The sequence below is a fragment of the Campylobacter concisus genome (assembly GCF_902460705.1).
In the GTDB taxonomy this organism is placed as follows: domain Bacteria; phylum Campylobacterota; class Campylobacteria; order Campylobacterales; family Campylobacteraceae; genus Campylobacter_A; species Campylobacter_A concisus_Z.
Genome location: NZ_CABPUP010000003.1, coordinates 1 through 26280, shown reverse-complemented (window position 1 = coordinate 26280; position 26280 = coordinate 1). Strand labels below are relative to the sequence as shown.

The 26280-nt window shown below is 37.3% G+C and carries 28 protein-coding genes; 12 read left to right on the top strand and 16 right to left on the bottom strand.

Annotated features, from left to right (window positions below; translation table 11 throughout):
* Positions 1-64: 64 nt before the first annotated feature.
* The 12 genes from cmoA to F3G75_RS05050 all read right to left on the bottom strand — a co-directional run bounded on the left by cmoA (position 65) and on the right by F3G75_RS05050 (position 11795).
* Positions 65-769 (bottom strand): carboxy-S-adenosyl-L-methionine synthase CmoA, encoded by a 705-nt coding sequence (cmoA, locus tag F3G75_RS05105; RefSeq protein ID WP_149716799.1) that lies wholly within the window; start codon positions 767-769, stop codon positions 65-67.
* Positions 766-1659: a bifunctional riboflavin kinase/FAD synthetase gene (locus F3G75_RS05100; RefSeq protein WP_002939474.1), complete on the bottom strand. Its 894-nt coding sequence runs from the start codon at positions 1657-1659 to the stop codon at positions 766-768. Before F3G75_RS05100 ends, cmoA begins: the two co-directional genes overlap by 4 nt.
* Positions 1625-2338 (bottom strand): 23S rRNA (cytidine-2'-O)-methyltransferase TlyA, encoded by a 714-nt coding sequence (tlyA, locus tag F3G75_RS05095; RefSeq protein ID WP_084109371.1) that lies wholly within the window; start codon positions 2336-2338, stop codon positions 1625-1627. Before tlyA ends, F3G75_RS05100 begins: the two co-directional genes overlap by 35 nt.
* The gene (gene ligA, locus F3G75_RS05090) at positions 2328-4271 is read right to left on the bottom strand and encodes an NAD-dependent DNA ligase LigA (RefSeq protein WP_149716798.1); all 1944 of its coding nucleotides are present in this window, start codon (positions 4269-4271) and stop codon (positions 2328-2330) included. Before ligA ends, tlyA begins: the two co-directional genes overlap by 11 nt.
* A 41-nt stretch (positions 4272-4312) precedes the next feature.
* On the bottom strand, positions 4313-4657 hold the full coding sequence (gene ybiA / locus F3G75_RS05085) for a riboflavin biosynthesis intermediates N-glycosidase (protein WP_223154366.1): 345 nt from the start codon (positions 4655-4657) through the stop codon (positions 4313-4315).
* A 63-nt stretch (positions 4658-4720) separates the two neighbouring features.
* Positions 4721-5860, bottom strand: coding sequence for a dihydropteroate synthase (gene folP, locus F3G75_RS05080; protein ID WP_084109373.1), 1140 nt, complete (start codon positions 5858-5860; stop codon positions 4721-4723).
* Entirely contained in the window at positions 5857-6477 is a 621-nt protein-coding gene (locus F3G75_RS05075) for a DNA polymerase III subunit delta' (protein ID WP_084109374.1), read from the bottom strand. The genes folP and F3G75_RS05075 overlap by 4 nt, the downstream gene beginning before the upstream one ends.
* Entirely contained in the window at positions 6478-7020 is a 543-nt protein-coding gene (locus F3G75_RS05070) for a HobA family DNA replication regulator (RefSeq protein WP_021091525.1), read from the bottom strand.
* On the bottom strand, positions 7020-8222 hold the full coding sequence (locus tag F3G75_RS05065) for an aspartate kinase (RefSeq protein ID WP_021091541.1): 1203 nt from the start codon (positions 8220-8222) through the stop codon (positions 7020-7022). Before F3G75_RS05065 ends, F3G75_RS05070 begins: the two co-directional genes overlap by 1 nt.
* Positions 8222-8686, bottom strand: a complete 465-nt coding sequence (locus F3G75_RS05060) for an RNA pyrophosphohydrolase (RefSeq protein WP_021091471.1) — start codon at positions 8684-8686, stop codon at positions 8222-8224. Before F3G75_RS05060 ends, F3G75_RS05065 begins: the two co-directional genes overlap by 1 nt.
* A 63-nt stretch (positions 8687-8749) precedes the next feature.
* On the bottom strand, positions 8750-9847 hold the full coding sequence (locus F3G75_RS05055; RefSeq protein WP_149716797.1) for a PepSY-associated TM helix domain-containing protein: 1098 nt from the start codon (positions 9845-9847) through the stop codon (positions 8750-8752).
* Position 9848: 1 nt separating this feature from the next.
* Positions 9849-11795: a TonB-dependent receptor domain-containing protein gene (locus tag F3G75_RS05050; RefSeq protein ID WP_149716796.1), complete on the bottom strand. Its 1947-nt coding sequence runs from the start codon at positions 11793-11795 to the stop codon at positions 9849-9851.
* 106 nt (positions 11796-11901) lie between these two features.
* Between F3G75_RS05050 and F3G75_RS05045 the strand changes: the two genes are divergently transcribed.
* The 6 genes from F3G75_RS05045 to F3G75_RS05015 all read left to right on the top strand — a co-directional run bounded on the left by F3G75_RS05045 (position 11902) and on the right by F3G75_RS05015 (position 16922).
* The gene (locus F3G75_RS05045; protein WP_149716795.1) at positions 11902-12786 is read left to right on the top strand and encodes a helix-turn-helix domain-containing protein; all 885 of its coding nucleotides are present in this window, start codon (positions 11902-11904) and stop codon (positions 12784-12786) included.
* 53 nt (positions 12787-12839) lie between these two features.
* Positions 12840-13886 (top strand): radical SAM family heme chaperone HemW, encoded by a 1047-nt coding sequence (hemW, locus tag F3G75_RS05040; protein WP_149716794.1) that lies wholly within the window; start codon positions 12840-12842, stop codon positions 13884-13886.
* 67 nt (positions 13887-13953) lie between these two features.
* Complete coding sequence (tatB, locus tag F3G75_RS05030; protein ID WP_149716793.1) at positions 13954-14352, top strand: Sec-independent protein translocase protein TatB; 399 nt, start codon at positions 13954-13956, stop codon at positions 14350-14352.
* Positions 14352-15110 (top strand): twin-arginine translocase subunit TatC, encoded by a 759-nt coding sequence (gene tatC, locus F3G75_RS05025; protein ID WP_149716792.1) that lies wholly within the window; start codon positions 14352-14354, stop codon positions 15108-15110. The genes tatB and tatC overlap by 1 nt, the downstream gene beginning before the upstream one ends.
* On the top strand, positions 15103-16125 hold the full coding sequence (gene queA, locus F3G75_RS05020) for a tRNA preQ1(34) S-adenosylmethionine ribosyltransferase-isomerase QueA (protein ID WP_149716791.1): 1023 nt from the start codon (positions 15103-15105) through the stop codon (positions 16123-16125). The genes tatC and queA overlap by 8 nt, the downstream gene beginning before the upstream one ends.
* Positions 16122-16922, top strand: coding sequence for a hypothetical protein (locus tag F3G75_RS05015; RefSeq protein WP_149716790.1), 801 nt, complete (start codon positions 16122-16124; stop codon positions 16920-16922). Before queA ends, F3G75_RS05015 begins: the two co-directional genes overlap by 4 nt.
* Positions 16923-16943: 21 nt before the next feature.
* On the opposite strand, the gene ruvX is transcribed toward F3G75_RS05015, so the two are convergent.
* Genes ruvX through ilvC form a run of 4 tightly spaced genes read right to left on the bottom strand, consistent with a single transcriptional unit; the run spans position 16944 to position 20508 of the window.
* Positions 16944-17327 (bottom strand): Holliday junction resolvase RuvX, encoded by a 384-nt coding sequence (ruvX, locus tag F3G75_RS05010; protein ID WP_149716789.1) that lies wholly within the window; start codon positions 17325-17327, stop codon positions 16944-16946.
* A complete protein-coding gene (locus F3G75_RS05005) occupies positions 17324-18094 on the bottom strand; it encodes a DNA-processing protein DprA (protein WP_149716788.1) in 771 nt (256 codons plus the stop codon). Before F3G75_RS05005 ends, ruvX begins: the two co-directional genes overlap by 4 nt.
* Entirely contained in the window at positions 18091-19482 is a 1392-nt protein-coding gene (locus F3G75_RS05000) for a divergent polysaccharide deacetylase family protein (protein ID WP_149716787.1), read from the bottom strand. The genes F3G75_RS05005 and F3G75_RS05000 overlap by 4 nt, the downstream gene beginning before the upstream one ends.
* Before the next feature lie 3 nt (positions 19483-19485).
* On the bottom strand, positions 19486-20508 hold the full coding sequence (gene ilvC, locus F3G75_RS04995; protein WP_149716786.1) for a ketol-acid reductoisomerase: 1023 nt from the start codon (positions 20506-20508) through the stop codon (positions 19486-19488).
* A 142-nt stretch (positions 20509-20650) separates the two neighbouring features.
* On the opposite strand from ilvC, the gene F3G75_RS04990 reads away from it, so the two are divergent.
* The 6 genes from F3G75_RS04990 to rpsR all read left to right on the top strand — a co-directional run bounded on the left by F3G75_RS04990 (position 20651) and on the right by rpsR (position 25720).
* Positions 20651-21469, top strand: coding sequence for an HDOD domain-containing protein (locus tag F3G75_RS04990; protein ID WP_021091523.1), 819 nt, complete (start codon positions 20651-20653; stop codon positions 21467-21469).
* On the top strand, positions 21466-23385 hold the full coding sequence (locus tag F3G75_RS04985; RefSeq protein WP_149716785.1) for an RNB domain-containing ribonuclease: 1920 nt from the start codon (positions 21466-21468) through the stop codon (positions 23383-23385). The genes F3G75_RS04990 and F3G75_RS04985 overlap by 4 nt, the downstream gene beginning before the upstream one ends.
* The gene (gene holA / locus F3G75_RS04980; RefSeq protein WP_149716784.1) at positions 23378-24376 is read left to right on the top strand and encodes a DNA polymerase III subunit delta; all 999 of its coding nucleotides are present in this window, start codon (positions 23378-23380) and stop codon (positions 24374-24376) included. Before F3G75_RS04985 ends, holA begins: the two co-directional genes overlap by 8 nt.
* Positions 24377-24453: 77 nt before the next feature.
* On the top strand, positions 24454-24873 hold the full coding sequence (gene rpsF, locus F3G75_RS04975; RefSeq protein ID WP_021091458.1) for a 30S ribosomal protein S6: 420 nt from the start codon (positions 24454-24456) through the stop codon (positions 24871-24873).
* 13 nt (positions 24874-24886) lie between these two features.
* Complete coding sequence (locus F3G75_RS04970) at positions 24887-25444, top strand: single-stranded DNA-binding protein (protein WP_149716783.1); 558 nt, start codon at positions 24887-24889, stop codon at positions 25442-25444.
* Between the two features lie 15 nt (positions 25445-25459).
* Positions 25460-25720, top strand: a complete 261-nt coding sequence (rpsR, locus tag F3G75_RS04965) for a 30S ribosomal protein S18 (RefSeq protein WP_021091467.1) — start codon at positions 25460-25462, stop codon at positions 25718-25720.
* Positions 25721-26280: the final 560 nt, after the last annotated feature.

Sequence of the window (26280 nt, the reverse complement as noted above, 5' to 3'; positions counted from 1 at the left end):
ATTTAGTGGGGCCTCGTGCCTCACTTTTTATAAAAAATAGTAGATATAAATTTAAAAGAGCGTTTTATTTAAACGCTAAAAAGCTCATGAAATTTCCCCATTTAAATGTGCTCTCGACTCGTTTAAAGCCAGCATTTAGGGCTAAGCTTCTATTTTCTTCTTCAGTGTATGGCACCAGCACATTTTCAAGTGCCTCTCTTTTTTGGGCGATCTCGTAGCGTGAGTAGCCTTGTGCCTGCTTGTAGTCTTCGTAAATTTCTATAACGCTTTTGGTGAGCTTTTTATCATCAAAAATGATCTTTTCACTAAATAAAAAAACTCCATTTTCATTTAGCCCATCGTAAATTTTCTGCACCAAATTTGCTCTTTTTGGCGGCCTGATAAACTGCAAAGTATAGTTTGCCAAAACAGCGTCAAAGCCTACTATCTCACACTCTATGATGTCAGCTAAGATGAAATTTATACTAGCACCATAAGCCTTTGCCTTATTTTTGGCATTTGCTAGCATAGCTTCAGAGTTATCCACGCCACTTAGCACGAGGTCGTTTCTAAGGTTATTTAGCAAAAGCAGGCTATTTGCCGTTGCGCAGCCAAGGTCGCATACACTTGCATCTTTTGGCAAAATTTTAGCTAGCAGCTTTGCGTTTAGATTTGAACTAACGTCGTAAAATGGCACCGAGCGCGAGATCATATCGTCAAAAACGCTCGCCACAAAGTCATCAAATTCAAACTGCTTGCTTATAGGCTCTTTAAAAATTTCATCTCTCATATACCAGCTCCATATCCGTCAAAGTATCTCATCGTCTCTCCAAAAAAGAGATCGCACACGCCAACGCACTGTCTAGCCTCGTTTATATCGCGTTTTATCTGCTCTTTTAGCTCGCTTAGATTATTAAATTTTTTATTATCACGCAAACGTTTTATGAAGCAAACGGCGACGTGCTTTGTCACTTTTGGTGCGACCTCGTCTAAGATGTGCGTCTCGACGCTAAAATTTCCATCCGTGCTAAGCCTGTTGCCTATAAAAGTGACCGAGCCATAGGTGTATGAGCCCATCCTCGTTCTTGTCGCATAGACGCCCTCGCGCGGCAAAAGATAGCTTTTTATATCTAAATTTAGCGTAGCAACCAGCTCTTTTGCGCCGATGCCCTGCCCTTTTATCACGTTGCCCTCGATCGAGTACTCCCTGCCTATCAGCCTGTTTGCCTCATCGATGTTGCCTTGGCGTATCAGCTCTCTGATGGAGGAGCTATGCACACCCATGCCATCGTAGCAAACCTCATCAACGACGACCACCTCGCCATCAAAAATTCTTTTCAGATCGTGCTTGTCCCACGCTCTGTTTCTGCCAAATCTAAAATCAAATCCAACAACGATCTTTTTTAAATTTTTAAAATCCCGCTTTAAAAGTGCGATAAATTCCTCGCCGCTAAGCCCTTTTATACTCTCAAAATCATACAAGAAGCAAGGGTAGTTTGAGTACTCGGCTCGCTTTAGCTTTGGCGTGATGTTTGCCTTGTTTTTGTCGATCACGACAAGTCCGCCAAACTCGCCAAGCTGCTTTAAAAGCTGCTTGTGTCCTCTATGCACGCCGTCAAAATGCCCGATCGCAACGGCAGTGATATTATCTTTTGTTAAAAGCGTAGAAAAATTCGGCATTTCCCTCTTTCCCTTTTACTTCACACTCTTTGCAAGCTATCATTTTAAATCCTAAGCCATTAGCCATCACTTCAAACCTCTTCATCGCTAAATTTACAGCCTTAGCGTCGGTTACAACGCCTTTTTTGTTGCGTTTTACGCCAACGCCCACTTCAAACTGCGGTTTAAAAAGAGTGATGATGAGCGAATTTTCGCTTGCAAGCTCACAAATAGCAGGCAAAATTTCAGCCAAAGAGATAAAGCTCACGTCACAGGTTATTAGATCAAATTTATTTTGATGCGTTTTGGCAAACTCCCTGACGTCAGTTTTCTCATAAATTTTTACTCGCTCATCGCTTCTTAGGCTAGCATCTAGCTGATCAGTGCCCACATCGACGCCAGTCACGCTCTTTACGCCACGCTCAAGCAAAATTTGTATAAAACCGCCAGTTGAGCTGCCGATATCAAGTGCGTTTTTGTCAGCTAGGTCAAATTTCATCGCCTCCAAAAAGCTCTTTAGCTTCAAAGCGCCTCGTCCAACGTAAATTTCATCAAGCAGTGAAATTTTAGCCTCGCTAACCTCGCTTGAAACCTTGGTACAAATTTCGCCATTTGTTAGCACCTTGCCAGATTTTATTAGCTCGCTCGCCTTATTTCTACTTATGCTTAAAACGCTTGCGACGTAGTTATCAAACCTCAAGTTTTAGCCTTTCATATTCGCTCTCATCGATCACTCGCACGCCTAGCTCATTTGCTTTTTCTAGCTTACTGCCAGCCTCCTCGCCAGCTAAGACGAAGTCTGTTTTTTTAGAAACTGAGCTTGAAACCTTTGCGCCAAAACTCTCAAGCTCCGCCTTTATCTCATCTCTTGAGCGGCTTAGCGTGCCAGTTATAACGACCGTTTTGCCACTTAGCGCATTTGAGATACTCTGCGCCTGCGTCACGCTTGGCTGCACGATCTGGCTAAGGGCTAAAATTTCTGCTCTATTTACCTCTGCAAAGTCAATTAGGCTATTTGCCATCTCCACGCCAAAGCCCTCAAGCGAGACAAGCTCTTCAAAACTAGCATCAAACCAGCCCAGCCCAAAACTACTTGCTAGCTTTTTAGCTGCCACTTCGCCAATGTGCTCGCAGCCAAGCCCCGTGATGAAGCGCGCTAGCTCCGCACCTTTACTGGCTTCGATAGCGTTTAAAAGGTTATTTACCTTTTTCTCCTTAAATCCCTCAAGCACCATGAGATCATCAAATTTAAGGCTGTAGATGTCTTTTATGCAAGCAATCAGTCCCTTATCAAATAACAAATTTACGATCGCATCGCCAAGGCCGTCTATATTTAGGCATTTTTTCGATGCGTAGTGAATTATTGAGCCAACCACTCTTGCCCTGCAGCTTAAATTTTGACACTTTACAAAGACCCCTTCATCAAGTAGGTGCGAGCCACAAACTGGGCAAAATTTAGGCCTATCAATCGCCTCTTCGCTGCCATCTCGCCTATCTTTAAAGACCTTTGTGATCTTTGGTATAACATCGCCTGAGCGGATGATGCCGATATAGTCGTTTTTCATGACGCCAAGGCGCTCTATCTCGTCAAAGTTATGAAGGGTGGCGGATTTTACATTGGCTCCGTCTATATTTACCTCATCAAGCACGCCAACAGGCGTTACTACGCCGCTTCTGCCAACTTGAAGTGCGACATCTCTTAGCCTAGTCACCTTTTCAATGGCTGGAAATTTAAACGCCACCATAAATTTTGGAAATTTGACCGTGTAGCCCAGCTCTTCACAGCGCGCAAGATCATTTACTCGTATCACCATGCCATCCATCATCACGCTTTTTGCGTCGCGGCTGGCTAGTAGCTCGTTATAGGCAGCCTCAAGCTCATCTTTTTTTAAAATTTTGAAAAATTCATCTCTCTCAAAGCCAAGATCTCGCACAAATTTCATCACCTCGCTGTGATCTTTTAGCCCAAGGCTCTGCTCGCCCACGCCCCAAGGTATGAAAAGTAGCTTTCTTTTTGCAGTGACTGCACTATCAAGCTGTCTAAGGCTTCCAGCTGCTGCATTTCTAGGGTTTGAAAGTGGCGCCTCACCCTCTTTTGCGCGCTCTGCGTTTAGTAGCTCAAAATCTTCTTTTTTTATAACAACCTCGCCCCTGATTTCAATTAGCCCTTTGTAATCAATACTCTTTAAAACAGAATTTATCGTCTTTGCATTTTGCGTCACATCCTCACCAGTAACGCCGTCACCCCTAGTTATCGCCCTAGCCAAAACGCCATTTTCGTAAAGCAAATTTAAGCTCACTCCATCAAATTTTGGCTCAGCGACAAAGGTTAGATTTTCTTTCTCGCCACGCTTTAGCCACGCATCAAGCTCGGCTAGATCAAAAATATCTTCCATGCTCCACATGCGTTTGATGTGATTAGCCTTGCTAAAGCCCTCTTTTACGGTGCCGCCCACGCGTTTTGTAGGTGAAAAGATAGAAATTTCGCTTGGATTTGCCTGCTCATAATCAAGCACCGCGTGATATAGCGCGTCATACTCCTCGTCACTTGCAAGTGGCTCATCCTCGTCGTAGTAGGCCTTTGCCCATGCATTTAGCGTATCTACCGCTTTTTCGTACTCTTGTTTTGTCATTTTTGCTCCAAATTTACACCGCATTTTATCTTAAACATACTTTATAAATGATCTAAATTTAGCTCTTTAGCGTCAAGTAAATGGACATTTTTATAGACCTTTGCTATCTCATCTCTCGCTCTCATCAGCGCAAAGCCAAGTAAATTTTGCCCTCGCCACTTCATAGGATTTTGCATATTTTCATCGCTTGCGGCCAAACCTATGCCACAAATTTTATCAACAGGGCTTGCCTCAACCAAAACTTTACTCCCAGTTGATAGCAAAAAGTCTCGCAAAGGTGCATTTTGGCTAAATTTTAGATAGCTCGCATTTAGCACGACGCCAAATTTGACCTCGTCCCAGACCTTAGCGTCAAAGCCTCGCACCTGCCTGCCAAGCGCCTTTATATAAGCGGCTCATTTGCTGCAAAATTTCTCTATCACCATACACTCAGCTTTTAGGCATAAACTCTACCAAAGCGTGGCTTGGCTCATCGCCTCGTGCATATTAAAAAGCTGCTTGTGCTCGGCCACATCGTGCGTCCTTATGATCTGCGCGCCGTTTTCAAAGGCTTTTAAGTGCAGATAAAGCGAGCCTGGCAAGCGGTCTTTGACTTCGCTTTTATAGTAGTGGTTTATGACTGATTTGCGGCTAGCACCAACTAGCAGCGGGCAGCCAAATTTCAAAAAATGCTCCAAATGCTTAATAAGCAATAAATTTTGCTCAGCCGTCTTACCAAAACCGATACCCACATCAAGCACTATCTTTTTAGCGCCAAGCTCCATTGCTGAGACAATCTTTTGCTCAAAAAAGTCTGAAATTTCGCCAATTAGGTCGTTATACTTTGGCGCAATCTGCATGGTAGCTGGATCGCCTTGCATGTGCATCATGCAAAACTGGGCATCGTATCTTGCAGCAAGCGGGGCTAAATTTGCGTTTGCCGTGATGTCATTTATCATCTTAAAGCCGTGATTTAGCGCAAATTCTAAGCAATACTCATCAAAGCTATCAAGGCTAAATTTCGCCTTTTCATGTAAATTTAGCTTGTAAATTTCATCCACAATATCTTTTATGCGCCTAAACTCCTCCTCGCGTCCGCAATACTCGCTCCCTGGCCTTGAACTAACGCCGCCAAGGTCGATGTAGTCAGCACCTGCTTCGATCATGGCTTCGATTTTCGCTATGCCATTTTGCGTATTTATGCGGCTTTGTTCGTTGAAGCTATCTGTGTTTATATTTGCAACGCCCATTATAAGAGGCTTTGTGGGCTTTATAAATTTTGTCTCTAAAAAGGCTGCTAAATTTTTAAGCCCAAAGTCTTGCAACTTCTCTTTTTTAGCTAGCTGCCCAAGTTGTGCATCTGTCGCCATTAGCAAGGCTTTATTTAGACTATCACGACCCAAAATCGTATCTTTATGCGTCACAAGCTCGGCTCCAACACTAAGTGCATCTTGCTTTAGGATATTTGCTGCTGGGGTTTTTATCTCATCTATAAATATAAAATTTATCTCGCTCTTTTCATGCATGAGCTTCGCACCAGCAGGGCTTGGCGAGATGGCTTTGCAAATTTCATCAAAGTCACTTTTGTTATTTATCTTGTAAAATTTCAACGTCGTCCTTTTTGAAATATAGTAAGCAGTAGTGGCGTTAGCACGGCGTGAGACTTGGCATTTAGATCCGCAAGCTTGATAAGAGAGAAAAAATAATCCATCTCATCGCCACTAAATTTATACCCACTATCAACCGCCTTTGTCACGATAACACCAACAAGCTCTTTTAACTCGTTTTTGCCAAATTTCTGTGCTTGTTCGTCTGCGATCTTTTGATCGATAAAGCTTGTTAGCTCTTTTAAGCTAAGCGATTTTAAATTTAGATCAAGGGTTATTTTTGGTTTTTTTGTGAGATTATTTTCTATGAGCATTCTTGATCTAATCGTTGGTAGAAGTAAATTTTTACTCTGTGTTACTATTATAAATTTGATATTTCTTGGAGGCTCTTCGATGATCTTTAAAAGTGCATTTTGAGCCTCTGTCCTAAAAGAATTAGCTTGTATTACTAAAATTTTTTCATCTTTTTCAGCAATGTAAGCTTCTGCGATGACCTCCTTTGCATTTTCTAGCAAAAAATCATCACTTATAAAAAATCTTAAATTATTAATGCCAAACTCGCTTTCAAGCTTGGCTTTTAAACTTTCAAAATCGCTTGTAACGACGATTTTATTAAGCATTTAGAGTATCACCTTTGCAAAGAGCGCCGCATCGATGCTTTTATCAAAAATTTTGCAAAGACTTATTAGTTTAATGTCTAAATTTTCATCGCTTGAGCTAAGAGTAAAACTGTTTTGCGCCTGCTCGTCAAATAGCCACATATAACTATCCTCATCACTTTTGGCTAAATTCGCATATCTATCAAGGCTCTTTCCGATATAAAAAAACAAGTAACCATTTGGAAAAGCAAGACTTAGCATATCTTTTAGAAGCTGCTTTTGTTCATTTGTCTCTATCTCATCAAGCGATGGATAAAGCGATCTTAGGCTAAAAAATGGCAAAAATGGCCTTATGCTTTTTGAATGGTTCATCTTTTTTAAAAGATAAATTTCAAACCATCTTCGCTCTTCATCGCTTATAGTTATAAAAGCCCTTCCTTCAAGTAAAAATTTAAGCCTAGATGCGAGCAAAGGCGTCCATTCGACACGCCTTTCCTCCATCCAGCTCATCAAAGGGCCTTCGTCCCTAATAGCCTTTAACGTCCACTGAATAAAATCTTGCATTATTTATCTAGCTTATAAGCATCATGAAGTACGCGAACCGCTAGCTCGCCATATTTTTGATCAACGATCATTGAAATTTTTATCTCACTTGTTGAGATCATTTGGATATTTATACCCTCTTTTGCAAGCGTTTCAAATGCTAAACATGCTACGCCACTATGGCTCTTCATGCCGACGCCAATAACTGAAACTTTCACGATCGCATCATCAAATTCTATATGTTTTGCAGCTGAGAGCTTTTGCATAGTTTCTTTTGCTAGTTCAAGCTCATTTTGTGGCACTGTAAAGCCTAAATTTGTAGTGCCGTCATGTCCTACGTTTTGGATTATCATATCTACGTTTATGTTTTCATGAGCTAAAGCTGTAAAAATTTCTGCTGCGATGCCAGGTTTATCAACTACGCCCCTTAGTGTTACTCTTGCTTGATTTTTATCTAGTGCTATTCCGCTTACTAAAACTGCTTCCATATTGTCATCTTCCTTTGCTATTAATGTACCTTCGTTGTGATTAAAGCTACTTCTTGTAATGAGTTTTACATTTAGTTTTTTTGCCAGCTCGACTGAGCGATTTTGTAGTACCTTTGCGCCAGCAGAAGCGAGCTCTAGCATCTCATCATAGCTTATCTTCTCAAGTTTTTTTGCCTTTTTTTCTATCCTTGGATCAGTCGTATAAACGCCATCAACATCGGTAAAAATTTCGCATAGATCAGCATCAAGTGCTCCCGCTAATGCAACTGCACTAAGGTCGCTACCACCTCTACCAAGGGTTGTGATATTACCTTTTTCATCTATACCTTGAAAGCCAGCCACAACTACGATTTTGCCGGCTTTTAGCTCGGCTTTTAGCCTAGCAGTCTCTATCCTTTCGATCCTTGCTTTTGTATGAATATCATCAGTAATTATGCCTGCCATCGCACCTGTCATACCCACACACGCATAGCCTTTTGCATTAAGTGCGATCGTTAAAAGCGCGGTCGTTACTTGCTCTCCAGAGCTTAAAAGCATATCAGTGGCGACACCATCTGGATGTTTTGAAAAATACTCACTATATTCAACCAATTGATTTGTAACTCCGCTCATCGCAGAAACTACCACAACTACGTCTGCACCGCTATTTTTTGTCTCAATGACCCTATTTGCCACAGCTTCGATGCGTTCAAGTGTTCCTACGCTAGTTCCGCCAAATTTTTGAACGATCAACATCAAAAATATCCTTTCTCTTTAAAATAACTCAAAACCTTTTCATAAATAGGCTTTTTAAAGTGATTTATTCCCTCTAAACTTCTACCAAAATCTACAAATTTATACTCGCTAAACTCTGGATGCTCTGTCTTTAAATTTATGCTGGCACCATTTTTAAGTCTAACCAAAAAATATTTTTGCGTCTGTCCGTCAAATGGATAAAATTTCTTTGCCGCGTTTGCTGGAAAGTCGTAGCTTAGCCACTGCGGATACTCATCTAAGATATCGATTTTATCAGTTCCGATCTCTTCTTTAAGCTCCCTTTTTAAGGCCTGCTTTGGACTCTCACCTTCATCTATTCCGCCTTGAGGAAACTGCCAAATATCATCCATATCCACCCTTTTTGCGACTAAAATTTCACATTTAAATGGATACAAGCTAGACAAAATAACAGCTGCCACATTTGGTCTGTATTTTTTTTGCATGATTTTTCCAAAAATTTTATTTGGGATAATAACTAAAAAGAGTTAAGAGATAGATAAATAAGACTACTTTTTACGACGTTTGTAGTAAATCACACAGCCGCTAAAAAGTAGCACGCCAACTCCACAAGAAGCCATAAAAAAGATAAATTTTCCAGCCTCTCCGAATGTATATCCAGCGTGCAGATCAAGCATAAATTTATAAATTTCAAAAGATTTTGGCATGGTATTTTTTAAAATTTCTCCACTTGCCGTATCGACTACAAGCCTAACGCCATCATTCTCACTAGCGCCTTTTGGCAAGTAAAAGATCATAAATTTTACGCCGTCTTTATTGAGGATAAAATTTAAAGCATCAAACTCATTTCCAAATTTTAAAGTAAAAATTTCATAAGCTTTTTTAAGATTTTCTACCTTTTGCTCATCATTTAGGCTAAAGCCATTTTTGCTAGTAAAATTTGGCTTTTTAAATACCTTCTCTTCGCCACAAATTTGATTTATAACCTTAGCAAAGCTCTCATAAGAAAAGCATAGGCCGCTAACACAGATAATAAGCAAAATGACCCCCAAATAAAGCCCTAAAAATCCATGCAGTGAATATAAAAATGCAAATTTCTTTGCCTTTAGATTTAGCTTAAAGGCGCTAATAAATTTGCTTCTAAATCTCCAAAAATGTATCAGCACTCCAGTTATTAAAATCACAAGTAGTGCAAGCGTCGAAATCGCCACTAGCTCACTTGCAAATTTAGATAAATTTTCATTTTTAAATAGAGCTAGTCCTAGATTTTTATGTAAATTTAAAGCTAGCCCTATAAATTTTTCCACACTATTTTCAGAGACTATCTCGCCCGTATAGGGATCTACAAAGAATGACTTAAACTCGCTATTCTCGCTTGTGCCGCTTACTACATAAGCTCTATTTGCCTCGCCTTTTATCTTTATATAACTAAGGTTAAAATTTGGCCTAGTCTTACTAAAGACCTTTAAAATTTCATCTATTTTTAAAGCACTTTTATTAGTTGCTATGTCTATCTCATCTTTGCTAAAAGCCTCAATTATCTCATCGTGATACGAAATAATTGCTCCACTAATTGAGATTATCAAAAGTGGCAAAGCAAATATAAGAGCTAAAATTAAGTGAAATTTCCGCCAAATTTTAAACATTTTAAAACTTCAAATTAAAGCCAAGCTCGATCTTTTGCCCATCGGCTATTAAGATATCATATCTGTTTGATCTTGTCGTAAAAAACTCGTTAAAGAGATTATAAACGCTTAGGTTTAGGCTGAAATTTTTAGTTACATTGTAGTTTATGCCAAGATCTGCGATAACGTAAGCTCTCATATCATTAGCATAGTTAAAAGAGTTTTTAGTTCTACCATAGTAATTTATCTGTGACCAGAAATTTAGCCATCTATTTAGCTCGTAGTTCGCTCCAAATTTAAATGTATGAAGCGGATAGTTGTTTAAGGTTTTACCAGCTTCTGGTCCATCTTTTTGTTTTGATTTTGTATAAACATAGCTTTGATTTAGTCTAAGAGTATTTGTCACCTGCCACTCATTTGTTAGCTCAACTCCGTAAATTTCAGCCTTGCCGATATTTATACTCTCCCAAATACCATTTGGATAAATTTTGCCTTTGTGTCTGCAAACACTGCCTCTTGAGCAGATAGGGTTATAGCTTAACATATCTTTAAAACTTGTGTAAAAGCCAGTTAAAGACGTTTCAAAACCTTCATTATTATTATAAACGCCACCAAATTCATAACTTACGCTTGTCTCTGGCTTAAGGCTGCTTCTACCAAGCTGTGCTCCGCGTCCTCCAGCAAATGGCAACGCAAGATCTTGTGTGCGTTGCTTGATATCAGGTGTCGCATAACCTGTGCTAACTCCACCCTTTAAGGCGAAAAAGTCGTTTAAGCTATAGATGCCATAAATTCTTGGTGAAACGTGCGAGCCATAGTGTTCATCGTAGTTATAACGAATACCAGTACTTAAGATAAAATCTTTTGTAAGATGATAATCATCTTCGCCGTAAAGTGAAACATCATACCTTTTTACATTTGCCGCATCTGCTGTGGTAGCCTTTTCGTCAAGCTTTTCTTTTTTAGCGTTTAGTCCTAATGTAAAGGCATTATTATCAGTAAAATATGAGCCTTTTGTATCAAAGTTTAGAGTCTTTAACGTCAAATTTTGTTGAGCTGTCTCTTTTATCTTGCCATAAGATAAATAGCTTTGAAGCAAGATATTATCAAGCCTTGCTTCGTGGCTTAAATTTATCATATCTCCCTCTATTCTCTCGCTAGCAACCGAGTTAGTACCAGTTGATAGTGTTTTGCCTTTAGTTCTTTTATATTTCACATCGCTTCTTGCAAGCTCAAGTATAAGATCATTATTTTCATTTGGCTTAAAAAATAGTTTTGTACCAAAATTTCTATCCTTTTGCTCTCTGATTCCATAAGAAATTTTATCTTCTGATTTATTTAAATTTTTACCATAAACAGAAACACTTAAAACATCATCAATTAGTCCAGAGTGCAAATAAAGGCTATTGTAAAGCTCGCCACTTATATTTTTATTTCTTGCAAATTTATAGCTTGAGCCAAGATTTGCACCAAATTCATTACTAAACTCATCTGTAATGATATTTATAACTCCACCAAGTGCATCGCTTCCATAAAGCGAGCTCATAGGTCCACGTATCACTTCAATACGGCTTATCGCACTTGCTGGTGGGACGAAACTATATGAGCCTCCAACACTTCTAAGTCCTTTATAGGCGTTATCGCCTGGTACTGGCATGCCATTTACTAGAATTTTAGTAAATCTTGGAGAGAATCCACGTATAGAAATTCCTCGTCTATTTGCCGCTGCGGGACTTGTCCCAAAAAGACTTGGGATATCTTTGGTCATGCTCTCGATATCTTTGTGATTTTTCTTTTCTAATGCCTCTTTGGTTATAACACTAAGCGTTGCTGGTGCGTCTTTGATATTTTGCTCAAACCCTGTTGCACTCACTACTTTAACTTCTGGTAGAACCTTATCTTCATTTGCAAAAAGCGGTAAATTTATAAAAATTGCCGCACAAATAGAAATTTTTAATGCCCTTTTCACAAAAACTCCTTATAAAAATTTAATGCACATTTTACTAAAATTAAATAATCGTTATCAATATCATACGTAACGCTAAAGGGATTAAATTTAACGCTTGAGGGATAAAATGATAAATTTAGACAAAAAATATGGAACGAAGAAGATATCTCAAAAGGAAAAACAAATAAGCGTAGAGTTTTTCAAGCAAAGCAGCGGTATTAGCTATCTAAAAAGTGAAATTTTATGTAATGGCAGGATAAAAATAGATCGTCAAAAGTCTAAAAAATACCTATTTTTAATGTTTAATGAGGCTAAAAACGATCTTTGCTTTAAGCTTGATAGAAAAGAGTATATTTTAAACAAAGATGAATTTTGCATTGGGCTTGTTAATGACGATTTTAAAGGCATCTTTGAGTATCAAAATAAATTTTATAAGACAAAAACACTACTTTTTGATGAAAGTTATGCAAATAAGCTTGAGATATTTGCTGGACTTAGATTTGATGATAAATTTGAGCTTTTGAAATATAAAAAAGATTTAGCTCAAATTTGCGTTTTAAATGAACTTGAGACGACAAATTTATATGAAGGCACGCTGAGGGAAATTTTTACCGAGTCAAAAATTTTAGAGCTTATTTATAAAAGCAAAATACAAAAAGAGCGCGAAATTTCACTTAGTAGAGATGAAGAAAAGACTCTTTTAAAGGCTAAAATGATCTTGCTAAGTCGTATGCAAAATCCTCCAAGTATCAAAGAGCTAGCCCATCTTTGTGGCACAAATGACTTTTGGCTAAAGAAAAATTTTAAGCTATTTTTCAAAGATACGATCTACCAGCTCTTAGCAAAAGAGCGTTTAAAGCTAGCTTTTACTCTTTTAGAGCAAAACGATATCAGCATAAAAGAAGCTGCAAATATCGTAGGCTATACAAATACTGCACATTTTGCAAAAATTTTTAAGATAAATTTTGGCTTTTTACCAAGCAAACTCTTAAAGACCAAAAGCTACTTTTAAACTACTATAAATGCCAAATTTCTTATAATCCTCAAAATTTAAAAGAGAGAAATTTGCAAGTTTATATCCATGTGCCATTTTGCGAAAGCAAGTGTCCTTATTGTGCTTTTGGGTCAAGTGATGACGAATTTAATAAGACTAAAGCTTATTTTCAAGCGCTAGTTCTTGATCTAAATTTTCAGCTAAAAAGCCAAAATGTAAAAGAAATTTCAAGCGTATTTTTTGGTGGCGGCACACCAAGCGCGGTAAATGCTAAATTTTATGATGAAATTTTTAGCATTTTAGTGCCTCTTTGCGCGCGAGAAACCGAGATCACTCTCGAGGCAAATCCAAACTCAGCAAGCCTTGCTTGGCTAAAGCATGTAAAAAATTTAGGTGCAAATCGCATAAGCTTTGGTGCTCAAAGTTTTTTTGAAGATAAGCTTAAATTTCTTGGTCGTATTCATAGTAGAGAGCAAATTTTTAAAGCTGTAGAAAATGCTGGAAAAGCTGGCTTTAGCAATATAAATTTAGACCTTATCTACGACACTAAATTTGATACTAAAAAGCGCCTTTTGGCTGAGGTTGAAAATTTAAAAAGTCTTGCTATCACGCATCTAAGCGCCTACTCGCTCACTCTTGAAGAAAATACTCCATTTGCTGGTAAAAAAAGTTATAAAAAAGATAGCGACACTTTGGCTAAATTTATGATAGAGCAGATCAAGCGAGCTGGCTTTAAGCAGTATGAAATTTCAAATTTCGGGCAAATTTGTAAGCACAATCTTGGCTACTGGCAAGGCAAAAACTACCTTGGCGTAGGTGCTTTTAGCGTGGGCTTCGTGGATGGCACGAGATACTACGCTAAAAATAGCATAGATGCCTACATCTCACAACCAACTTACAGAGAAAAAGAAATTTTAAACGAGAGCGAGTTAGTAAGAGAGCATATATTTTTAGGGCTTAGAAGCATAGTTGGCGTGGAGGCTGGACGCTTAAGTGAGGCTCAGAAAAAAAGAGCAAATCTGCTTGTAAAAAATGAAAAACTGCTCTTTAAAAATGGCAAATTTTACAATCCAAATTTCTTACTAAGCGACGAAATCGCACTCTTTATCGAGGGCTAAATTTATAAAATTTTGAGCAAAGTCAAGATAAAATACAAAGCTTAAATAAAATTTAATAGAGGCAAAAATGTTTGGAATGAGTTTTTCTGAAATCTTAGTTATCGCCATTATTGCAGTGTTAGTTTTAGGTCCTGACAAGCTGCCAAGCGCGATGGTTCAGATTGCAAAATTTCTAAAAATGTTTAAAAAAGGCATAAACGACGCAAAATCAACATTTGATCAAGAAATGAAGATAGCTGAGCTAAAAGAAGATGCTCAAAAATACAAAGAGAGCATAACTCAAAGTGCGCAAAGTGTGCGTAAAAAGCTTACTTTTGAAGAGCTTGACGAGATCAAGAAAAGCGCAAGCGACGTTACTGAAAGCATACAAAACGTCGTAAGCGACACGAAAAAAACGGTAGAAAATATACAAAATCCAACAAATTTAGTTAAAGATGCGATCTTAAACGATAAAAAAGAGGCGTAATGTTTGAAGAGCTAAGACCCCATTTAATCGAACTTAGAAAGAGACTTTTTATAAGCATAGTAAGCGTTTTTGTCTGTTTTGGCATCTGCTTTACGTTTTGGAACCCACTGCTTGCATGGATGAGCGAACCGCTAAAACAGGTATTGCCAGCTGGCTCAAATATCATATTTACTCAAATTCAAGAGCCATTTTTTACAGCAATGAAAGTTGCATTTTTTGCTGGTGTCGTGATCGCGCTACCTATCATTTTTTGGCAGTTTTGGCTATTTGTCGCTCCTGGGCTTTATGACAATGAAAAAAAATATGTGATCCCATTTGTCATCTCAGCTTCATTTATGTTTGCGTGCGGGGCAGCATTTTGTTACTACGTGGTGATTCCACTTGGCTTTACATTTTTGGTAAATTTTGGTGGCCAACTCTTTACGGCTTTACCAAGCATTGGCGAATATGTTGGCTTTTTTGCAAAACTACTAATTGGCTTTGGAATTTCATTTGAGCTACCAGTAATTACATTTTTCTTAGCAAAGATCGGACTTGTTGATGACAAGATGCTAAAAGATTACTTCAGATATGCTGTTGTTATCATCTTTATCTTTGCAGCTATCGTTACACCACCTGATGTGATAAGTCAAGTCTTAATGGCACTACCACTAATCGGACTTTATGGAATTTCAATAATCGTCGCTAAAAGAGCTAACAAGAGCGACGATGAAGACGAAAAAGAAGAACAAGACAGCGACGTAGCAAGCGATGAGTAATATAAACGACGTCTCAAGTTATGATTATTTTTTGCCTGAAGAGCTCATCGCAAAAGAGCCAGTTTTGCCAAAAGAAGAGGCAAGATTGCTTGTCTATTTTAAAAATACAAAAGAGATAAAACACTACAAATTTAAAGATCTCTCCAGCCTTATTCCAGAGGACGCAGCGGTCATTTTTAATAACACAAAAGTTATCAAAGCTCGCATTTTAGGACAAAAAGAAAGCGGCGGGGCTTGCGAAGTGATGCTAAACCAGCCCATAGGCGAGAATAAATTTAGTGTCTATATAAGAGGCAAAGTAAGCTCTGGTAGCATTTTAAATTTTCCTGATAACCTAAAAGTAAATGTGCTTGAGCTAAATGATGATGGCACAAGAGTGGTAAATTTTACGCAAAATGGCGTTTTGCTTGATAACGTTCGCCTTTTTAGTGAGCTTGAAAAGATTGGTCATGTTCCACTTCCGCCATACATTAAAAGGGCTGATACCAAGGATGATGAGAGCTGGTATCAAAGCATATTTGCTAAAAATAGCGGCGCAGTGGCAGCTCCAACAGCTAGCCTTCACATAAATGAACAAATGCTAGAGCAGATAAAAGCAAAGCATGAAGTCGCCTATATTACGCTTCATGTTGGCGCTGGGACGTTTAAAGGCGTGGAGTGCCAAAATATAAATGACCATAAAATGCACTCAGAATTTTACGAGCTAAGCGAGCAAGCTCAAGAGATTATAAATTCTAATAAGCCAATCCTTGGCGTTGGCACGACGGTTACTAGATGTATTGAAGAATTTGCAAGAAGCAAGCAAGCAAGCGGCTTTTGCAAGCTATTTTTAAACCTAAACAATAAGCCTATCAGGCAAAACTACCTTCTTACAAATTTTCATCTACCAAAATCAACTCTAATAATGCTAGTTACTAGCTTCATAGGGCTTGAAGATACGATGAGAATTTATAAAACGGCAGTTGATGAAAAGTATAGATTTTACTCATACGGCGACGGGATGTTGATAATATGAAAGATAAACCTATCGATATCATAAACAGAATGGAAATTTTTCTTAGTGCCATATACCAAGACGCACAAGACACTAAAAATTCCATCATTTTTAGCTACGATCCAAGTTATCCAAGGTTTTTAAAATTTGATGCTACAAATCTCATAAAAACACTTGAAAATATTTGCAAATTTTTCCTTTACTCTACCGAATATGCAGACATTTACATTCTCTTTCAACTTAAAAATTATAGTCCCAAATCTGTACATTTTGACATTAAGATAAAATCTAGCCATAGCGTAATGAGGCCAAGCCACTACTATCTCAGCAAGATAAATGACTATCTAAAAAAAGCAAACGAATCTATAATCTCTCATAATGATGGAGAATTTTTAATATCTTTTAGTGCAGCACTAACAGGCGATAGAGCCATCCAAAGACAAATAAATATCAAAAATCAAACAAATACAAATATCTTAGTTGCTTGCGATGACGATGCTTTGTTTGACACCATTAGTGCTCAGATAAATTTTTTAGGTCTAAAGGTTATCGGCAAAAACGACATTAGCAACCTAATGAGACATATAAAAGATTCTATTTTTACCCCATTTGTTATTTTTATTGATAGTAAAATTTTAAAAAATGAAGCGATGCTAGAAGATATACTTGAGTTTAAAAATATTAAAAATTTTCGTATTGTAGCCATTTGTAAAAGCGATGAGTCAGCTAACGATCTGCCAAATCATGTCACAGTATTAAAGCAGCCCTTTAGCACAGATAGCTTTCAACTAGCTTTTAAAAATTCGATCGAAAAATAGACCGATTTTTACTTTTTAATTTTAATTTATCCCAAGATATCTTTTTAAAATAATAGTGGCCGAAATGCTATCTAGCCTACCATCTCGTCTTGTATTTGTGTAAATTTCACTAGCTTCACTGCTGCTAAAGGCCTCATCTTGATAGACAATATTTGCCTTTACATCAAGAAGTGAGACAAAATGCTCGATGCGTCTTCTCATCTCATCTTCGCTACTACCACCGATTGGCACACCCACTACGAGCGTATCTGGGGCATATTCATTTACCTTTTGGCTCACATCTCTTGCGGCTTGGTTTCTATTTTTTCTAAGCACTGGCTCAAGCGGCGTCACGACCTCGCCAAAACCAAAGGCAAGCCCTATTCGCTTTAGTCCAACATCAATGGCTATAAATTTCTCTCTCATAGCACGCTCTTTACTCTTAGATTTGAAATTTCAACTAGCCCCTCAAGCTCATACTCATAGATGATATCGCCAAATTTTGCCAAAACTTCATCAAGGCTTATACCATTTTTACAAAATTTTAAAATCTCGTCACTAGTCTTTTCTTGCTCTTTTATCTCGCCAAAAAGTGAAGCAAATTTATGATAGTCATCAATAATCTCAGCTTTTTTATTTGCAAGCAAAAAATTTGTCCCATCGCTTTCGCCCATGCGTTGTGGCAGTACATAAACTGGAATTTTAAGCTCATTTGCAAGCCTTGCACTTTGCATAGAGCCACTTTTAAGATCAGCTTGAGCGACGACTAAAGCTTCGCAAAGCCCAACAACTATACGGTTTCGCTCTAAAAATCTATAAGCAAGTGGTGGATCGCCTTCGTCATACTCACTAAGAGCCAAGGCTTTGGTGTAAATTTCATTTATCGCCGCTTTATTTTGGCTTGGATAGATGGTGTCAAGTCCGCTCGCAAAAATGCCAATCGTTCGTGGTATAGCAGCTTTATGAGCTGCGATATCAACGCCGATTGCTCCGCCACTTACCACACAGACGTTTGCACTTTTTAGTGCTGTACAAAGTGCCGTAACACACTCTTTTGTATAAACACTTGCCTTTCTTGAGCCAACAACTGCGATCTTTGGTAAGGATAAAAGCGAAGTATCTCCGATAAAATTTAGCTGTTTTGGTGGATTTTTTAGTCTTTTTAATGACTCTGGGATAAAGTCAAGTCTCATAAAATATCTTTTAAATAAACCACATCAACATCTTTTAAAAGATTATTTTTGCTCTCTTTTATCACTGCGATCGTATTTTTCTTTGGATGTCCAATGGCGATCGCGTAGCCTCTTTTTTTGGCCAAATTTACAGCAGCCACAAGCTCACGCCTAACAGCACTAGCCGATGGATCGTCGTCTAAAAATATATCTCTTGAAATGTATGGCTGATTATGTTTTTTTGCAGCTCTTGCGACTGCGGTTTGGGCGATAGTTTTGCTATCAACAAAGACAAAACCCTGCTCTATCAGCGCCCTATAAGCCTTATCCATAGCATCAAAATCGCTTGTAAAGCGCGATCCTGTGTGGTTGTTTGTATATTTTGCACGCGGGAAGTCTTTGCGTATCTTTTTTATCTTAGCAAGTATGCTTTCATAGCTTTCATTTGTAGTCAAAGTACCTATTTCTGGGCTATCAAAGTGTCTTGCTTGCATCGGAAGATGTATCATATAAAACTCAAATGTTCTTGCGATATTTGGCGTATCTGGATGAGTCTTTGTCGCCGGAAAAATAGACGGCGTGATTTTTAGGCCAAGCGACTTTATCATGCTTGCATGTTCAAATGTTGCCACATCATCTATTACGATAACGAGCTTTGCGCGCCCTTTTATGCTGGCGTTTGGCGTAAAAGGTACCGCTTCAAAGCTATCTTTTTTTATATTCTTTTCTTCGTATTTTGTTTTTTCTATCTTTTTGGTAGTTAAATTTTCAGCTTTTTTAGCTGGCTCGACTTTTGTGTTCTCGCTTTTGAATTTTTCTTTTTTTTCTATTTCAGCGCTTTTATTTTGATCGACTTTTACTTCAAAATTTTGAGATTTTAACTCGGTTTTTTGTTCGATTTTTGAGCTATAAAATAGCTCTATCTTTTGTTCATTTTCTATTACGCTAGGTTCTGTATTTTTATAACTTGCGAGTAAATTTTTAGTATCGTTTTGCTCTTTTTTTATCTCTTCTTTTTTGGCTTCACTCTTTACTCCAGCTATCTTCTTTTGCTCTTTTGGCTCAACTTTTGAATTTAAAGCAAGCTCACTTTTATACTTAGTATCGGTAAAAATTTTACTTAAATTTTCATCTTCATCAAATTTTAAAGGGTATTTTCTCTTCTCGTATTCTTGTTTTTTCTCTTTACTAGCAACCTTTGGCTCAGCTTTTTTAGAAATTTGTTTCTCTATCTTTGGCTCATTTGTTTTGCTTATCTGTTCTGCACCATTATTTTTTATACTAAGAGCTACGCTAAGTGCTATTATCAAAATAGCCGCGATAATGCCGATACCAAGATAGGTTTTATTGTGAGAGCGACCTGCACTCTTTTTTGTAGGTCGCTTCTTTGTAGTCTTTTTTTCGCTCAAGGCTTAGTTTTTATTTTGATCTATAAGTTTGCCGTTAGTTATCCAAGGCATCATCGCGCGAAGTTTTTTGCCAGTTTGATTTAGCAAACTTCTCTCAGCTATACCGCGTTCAGCGTTCATTCTAACATATCCTGCTTTTCTCTCTAGGATAAAGTCTTTTGCAAATTTACCATTTTGAATTTCTTTCAAAACTTCTTTCATGGCTTTTCTGCTCTCTTCGCCAACCACTCTTACACCACTTACGTAATCACCGTATTCAGCGGTATTTGAGATAGAGTAGCGCATATCGGCCATGCCACCTTGATACATCAAATCAACGATTAATTTTAGCTCATGTAAGCATTCAAAATAGGCCATCTCAGGCTCATATCCAGCCTCTACAAGCGTATCAAAGCCAGCATTTACTAGAGCGCAAAGACCACCGCAAAGCACAGCTTGCTCACCAAATAAATCTGTTTCAGTTTCATCTTTAAATGTTGTCTCAATGATGCCAGTTCTACCGCCACCTATACCGCAAGCATAGCTTAGAGCGATCTCTTTTGCCTTTCCGCTTGCATTTTGCTCAACAGCGATAAGATCAGGTATGCCACCACCTCTTACAAATTCACTTCTAACTGTGTGGCCTGGGGCTTTTGGAGCGATCATAATGACATCTATATTTGCTGGAGCTTTTATCTGACCAAAATGCACATTAAATCCATGTCCAAACGCGATGGCAGCGTGATCTTTTAAATTTGGCTCGATCTCATTTTTATAAATTTCAGCTTGAAGCTCATCTGGAGTTAAAATCATAACCACATCGGCACCCTTTGTAGCTTCGCTTACGGTTCTTACCTCAAAGCCTTTTGCCTCAGCTTTTGCCCAGCTTTTGCCACCTTTTGAAAGGCCAATCACAACGCTTACACCGTTATCTCTTAAATTTTCAGCATGTGCGTGACCTTGTGAGCCAAAGCCGATGATTGCTACTTTTTTACTTTGAATAAGGCTTAAATCACAGTCTTTATCATAATAAACATTTATAGCCATTGTTACTCCTATTATTAAAATTTGGCAAAATTATAACTTTAGCCAGCAAAAATTCGGCTGAAATATACAGAAACTCTTTTTAAGTTTTATGATAATTTATTTTGATAAAATACGCTGAAATTTCAAAAAAAGAGATAACTCAATGAATGAATCAGTTTTTAAAAAAATCAAAGCACTTCCACCATTAGATGACACAGTTATACAAATTCAACGCTTACATGCGGACGAAAATAGCTCAATAAGTGATCTTACAAAAGTGGTCGAAAAGGATCCGATGCTAACAGCAAATATCTTGCGTTCAGCAAACTCTCCACTTTATGGGTTTTCTCAAGAGATCACAACCATCGCAAGAGCTATTTCTCTTTTTGGTATGGCTACTATTCGAGGTTTTGCGCTTTCAAGTACGATTAAAAAGAGCTTTTCTATAAATTTAGAGCCTTATGGCATTACTACACAAGATTTTTTAAATATCTCGATAATACAAAATGCACTGATGTACAATTGGCATTCTAAAGTTAATCCTAAAAGTCTAGAAATTCTCTCTCCGGCTTCATTTATGCTTGAGATTGGCAAGATAGTTCTTGCTCACGAATTAGCCGAAAATAAGCAAGATGTCGAATTTAGAGAAAAACTTAAAAATATATCTAGCCCAATTGATCTTGCCCTATTTGAAACAGAAATTTTAGATATGTCAAATGAAGAAGTTACGGCTAAAATTTTTGAACAATGGAACCTTGAGACAGAGCTTAGCAGCTCGATACTCTATTCAAATAATCCAGAAGAGGCACCAGATCATATAAAAGACTATGCAAAAGCCCTAAAAGTGATAAAAACAGCTGTAAATATCTTTAATCAACTTGATGATATAAGCATACAAAATACTCTACCTCTTCTTGACGAATACGGCTTTGGACATGATACGTTTTTAATGGCTGTCGCTAAAGTCAAAGATAATTTGTGAAAGAATTTCTAACATCACTTCTAGTTGGCATCAAGGAGAAAGAAGTTTCAAACGAAGATAAAGAGATTTTACGAAATCTCTTAAATCTTGGTGCTGTAAGCTCATATAAAGATAAATTTTACCTAAACAACGGCTACGTCTGTGGCAAGCTAGACATCAGCCAAAACGCAACTGGCTTTATCATGCCATTTGATAAACGCTTCAAGCAAGACATAATCGTAGAAAATAAAAATTTAAACAACTCTCACCTTGGCGATATCGTGTTAGCAAAGCTTTTGCCGCTTAAGAAAAAACGCCAAAGCGCTAAAATAGTAATGAGCCTAAAGCTTGCCAATGAGACAAGCGTGGTCTATACAAAACGCTTTGGAGCGGCCATTTTAGGTGTAAATTTAAAAACTGGACTAAGCACTACCTTAAAAGCGACACAAAAAAGCCTAAAGATGCTCCCGCTTGGGACGCTACTAAAGATAAACAATCTAAACAACGAAATAGTCGAGGTTTTAGGAAATTTAGAAGATCCGCTAAGTGATGAGAAAATTTCGCTTGCTATTTATAATAAAAATGATAAATTTAGCGAGGCTTGCGAGCTTGAAGCAAAGGCTTTTGGTGATGAAGTCGATGCTAGCATGTATCCAAACAGAGTTGATCTAAGAAATTTAGAGTTTTGCACGATCGATCCAGTCGATGCCAAAGACTTTGATGATGCCATATATTTTGATGAAAAAAAGCGAGAAATTTACGTCGCAATCGCTGATGTAAGCGAGTATGTGACCGCATATAGCGCTATTGACAGCGAGGCTAAAAAAAGAGGCTTTTCTATCTACTTTCCGCACATCTCAGTACCGATGTTGCCGCGCGCGCTTAGTGAAAATATCTGCTCGCTAAAGCCAAATGTTCCTCGCCTTGCATTTTGTTTTAAAATTTCACTTGATACAAACAACGAGGTAAAAAAAGAGGAGCTTTTTGAAGCGATTATCTTTTCAAAAAGGCGCTTTAACTACGATGAGATCGATGAAATTTTAGAAGGAAAAAGAGAGTGCGAAATTTCATGGGTCAAGCCACTTTTTAAACTCACCACAAAGCTTCGCAAAAAAAGACTTTTGCACGCATTTGACTTTAGGACAAAAGAGCTTAGAATGAGCCTTGATGACGAGGGTCAAATTTCGCAAACTAGGTTTGAAAGCGACTCCGACTCACATAGACTTGTTGAGGACTGCATGCTTTTGGCAAACAAAGCTGCCGCAAAGCTCATCACAAAGGGCGTTTTTAGAAACCACGCATCGCCTGATTTTAAAAAGATAGACACCTTACTTGAAGACCTGCAGCTTTTGGGGCTTGACTTTACTTATGAAAACGACCTTGCAAATTTGATAAGAAAAATCCAAGCAAAGGCCGATGAACTAGGCAACCGCGAGGAGATAGATAAACTCATCATCAAGTCTCAAAAAAAAGCTGAGTACTCAAGTGAAAATTTAGGCCACTTTGGGCTTGGATTTGATAGATACACACACTTTACAAGCCCTATTAGACGCTACTCTGACCTTATTTTACACAGGCTTTTAAAGGCTAAAATTTTAAAAGATGAGAAGCTTTACAACTTCTTGCTTTTAAACATCCAAAGCACCTGCGCAAATTTAAGCGAGCTTGAAAGAGAAGCCGACAAGGTAGCCTACGACTTTATGGATAGGAAATTTGCACGCTGGGCAGCAGCAAACATTGGCAAAGAGGTGCTCTGCTACGTGAGCGAAAACCAAAATGTCTTGGTTGCTAAGCTTGATGATTATTTTGTTGGAGCTAGAATTTTTATAACTGGATACAGCGCAAATTTACTTCAAAAGCTCGTTGTAAAGATCACAGAGGCTGATATCGCGAGCGCTAAAATTTTTGCAAAAGTGGTAAGAAAGATCGATGTATAGAAAAGATTTGGAGCTAAATTTAGCAAATACAAATTTAAGCAACTACTTCTTGCTTTTTGGAGCGGATGAGTTTCAGATCGAGCTTTTTGGCAAGGAAATTTTGAGCTTTTATACAAGCGAAGATGCGAATTTATTAAGCCTTTATTTTGACGAGTACAACTACGCTCAGGCAAGCTCTCACCTAAACGAGCAGTCGCTTTTTGGTGGTAAAAATATTCTTTATATAAAAAGCGACAAAAAGATCCCGGCAAAAGAGCTAAAGGAGCTCATCTCGCTTTGTTCAAAAAGCCAAGATAATTACTTTTTATTTGAGCTTTATGAGTCCGATATGAAACTAGTTTTTGATATGCAAAAGGCTTTTGGGACAAATTTTGCTAGATTTTTCAAGCCCTCAACTCCAGATGAAGTAATAAATTTACTAGCTAAAAGCTCAGCTAAAATAGGCCTAAACATAACCAAAAACGCACTTTATGAGCTTTACTTTACGCATAATGAAAATTTATACCTTGCAGCAAGCGAGCTAACAAAGCTAAAGAGCCTAAACACACACATCGAACAAGATGATGTAAAAAGGCTAGTTTTTGGACTTGGCGGGATAAATTTTGATGATTTTTTTAACAAATTTATGGCCCTAAAAGATATAAAAAACGACTTTTTTACCTATCTAGAAGATCCAAATTTTAATGAAATTTTACTTCTAAACTCACTTTACAAAGCATTTTTTAGGCTATTTAAAATTTACTCTTACATCAAGATAAATGGCCGATTAAATTTAGATGAGGCAATTGGTTATCAACCGCCTGTAAATGTCGCAAATTTATTAAAAGCAAATAGCTTAAAACTAAATTTAAATGCCTATTTAGAGATATTTAAAACGCTAAATTTAGCCGAGCTAGAGCTAAAAACAAACACAAAAATGGATAAAGAAATTTTTGTATTATCAACCATTTTAAATTTACAACATCTCATATCAACAGCAAATATTAAGTAACTTTAAGCTAAAATCCACCCTTGCTTAAAGCAAAATCCTTGCTCACAAAGTGAGCTAAATATCCATAAGGAGAAGAAATGAAACATTACGAGCTTTTATTTATTCTTAAGCCGACATTAACGGAAGAGGAAGTTAAAGCTAAAGTTGACTTCGTAAAAGAAGTTATAACAAAAAATGGCGGCGAAATCGCTACTGTCGTTGAGATGGGCACTAGAAAACTAGCTTATACCATCAAAAAATATGAGCGTGGAACATATTTTGTTATCTATTACAAAGCTCCACCAGCACTTCTTGCAGAGCTTACGAGAAATGTAAGGATCACTGAAGATATCATAAGATTTTTAAGCGTTAAATATGAAAATAAACGCGAAATCGCAGCTTGGGAAAGACTTTGCAAAGGTATCAAACAAACCATAAAAAAAGAGCCTCGCGAGCCAAGAGCACCGCGTGAGCCAAGAGTTGAAAAAGTAGACGAGCAAACTTTTACAGAAGAATAATCAAGGATCAAAAATGTTCAATAAAGTAGTACTGGTTGGAAATTTAACAAGAGATATCGAGCTAAGATACACTACTAGTGGATCTGCTATAGGAAATTCCGGTATTGCTGTTACTAGAAAATTTAATACTAACGGCGAAAAACGTGAAGAGACATGCTTTATTGACATATCGTTCTTTGGCAAATCAGCTGAGATAGCAAATCAATATTTAAGCAAAGGCTCCAAACTTCTAGTTGAAGGAAGATTAAAATTTGATCAATGGACTGACAACAATGGACAAAACCGTTCAAAGCACTCAATCGTAGTTGAAAATATGGAGATGCTTGGCGGAAATAGCGGAGCTAATGGACAAAGTCAAGGTGGATTTAATCAAAATAGTTCATACTCGCAACAACGAAATAATGGTTCAAATAATAGCTATGGTAATGGTGGATATCAAAATTCAGCACCGCAAAAACAGCAAATGCAACCACAAAATAAAAAAATACAAGAAGAGCACTATGAGGAGAAAATCCCTGATATAAACATTGACGCCGATAATTTTGATGGCGACAACGAAATACCGTTTTAATTTAAAGGATAGAAAATGGCAGAAAAAAGAAAATATTCACGTAAATATTGCAAATTTACAGAAGCAAAAATTGATTTTATAGATTATAAAGATACTTCTCTTTTAAAGTATTGTTTATCAGAGAGATTTAAAATCATGCCAAGACGTTTAACTGGCACATCAAAAAGACATCAAGAAATGGTAGAAAAAGCGATCAAAAGAGCTCGTCATGCAGCTATTATACCTTACATAGTAGATCGCAAAGATGTAGTTTCAAATCCTTTTGATGGACTATAATTATTTAACTTATTAAACCCCTATTAATGGGGTTTAATCCTAATCTTAAATATCCTAGATTTATGTTCTTATATATTTTTATTTATTGACTACAGTTTAAAATATTTTTCAAGTACTATCTATAATTTTGGTTTAACTTACACGAGGCAATTAGATTTATTCAGGTGGATATCTCAAAAATATATGCTGTCTTTAAATAACTCTATAGCATCAATTTATTAGTTCAAAATAATTTATTTAGTCATATATACAATCAATATCGTTGATCCATATTATTCACAATTTCTAGTACGAACTATACATCATCTATCATATAGCAATAGCTGTCCACATAATACTAAAAGACAAGGTACTTAAATGTAAATAAACTTTATTCAATAAATCCAATATTCATCCATTTGGTGTTCATATATCTTGCGAGTGGTATTTATCATGTATTTTTCAAATCAACTGATACCAAACCAACCTAACCATGCAACAATGTTAACTAAAAACAAATTTTAAGCATCCTTTTCTTGACATGTAATAATGTTTTTTGTATAATCTCAATTCTTTTTTAA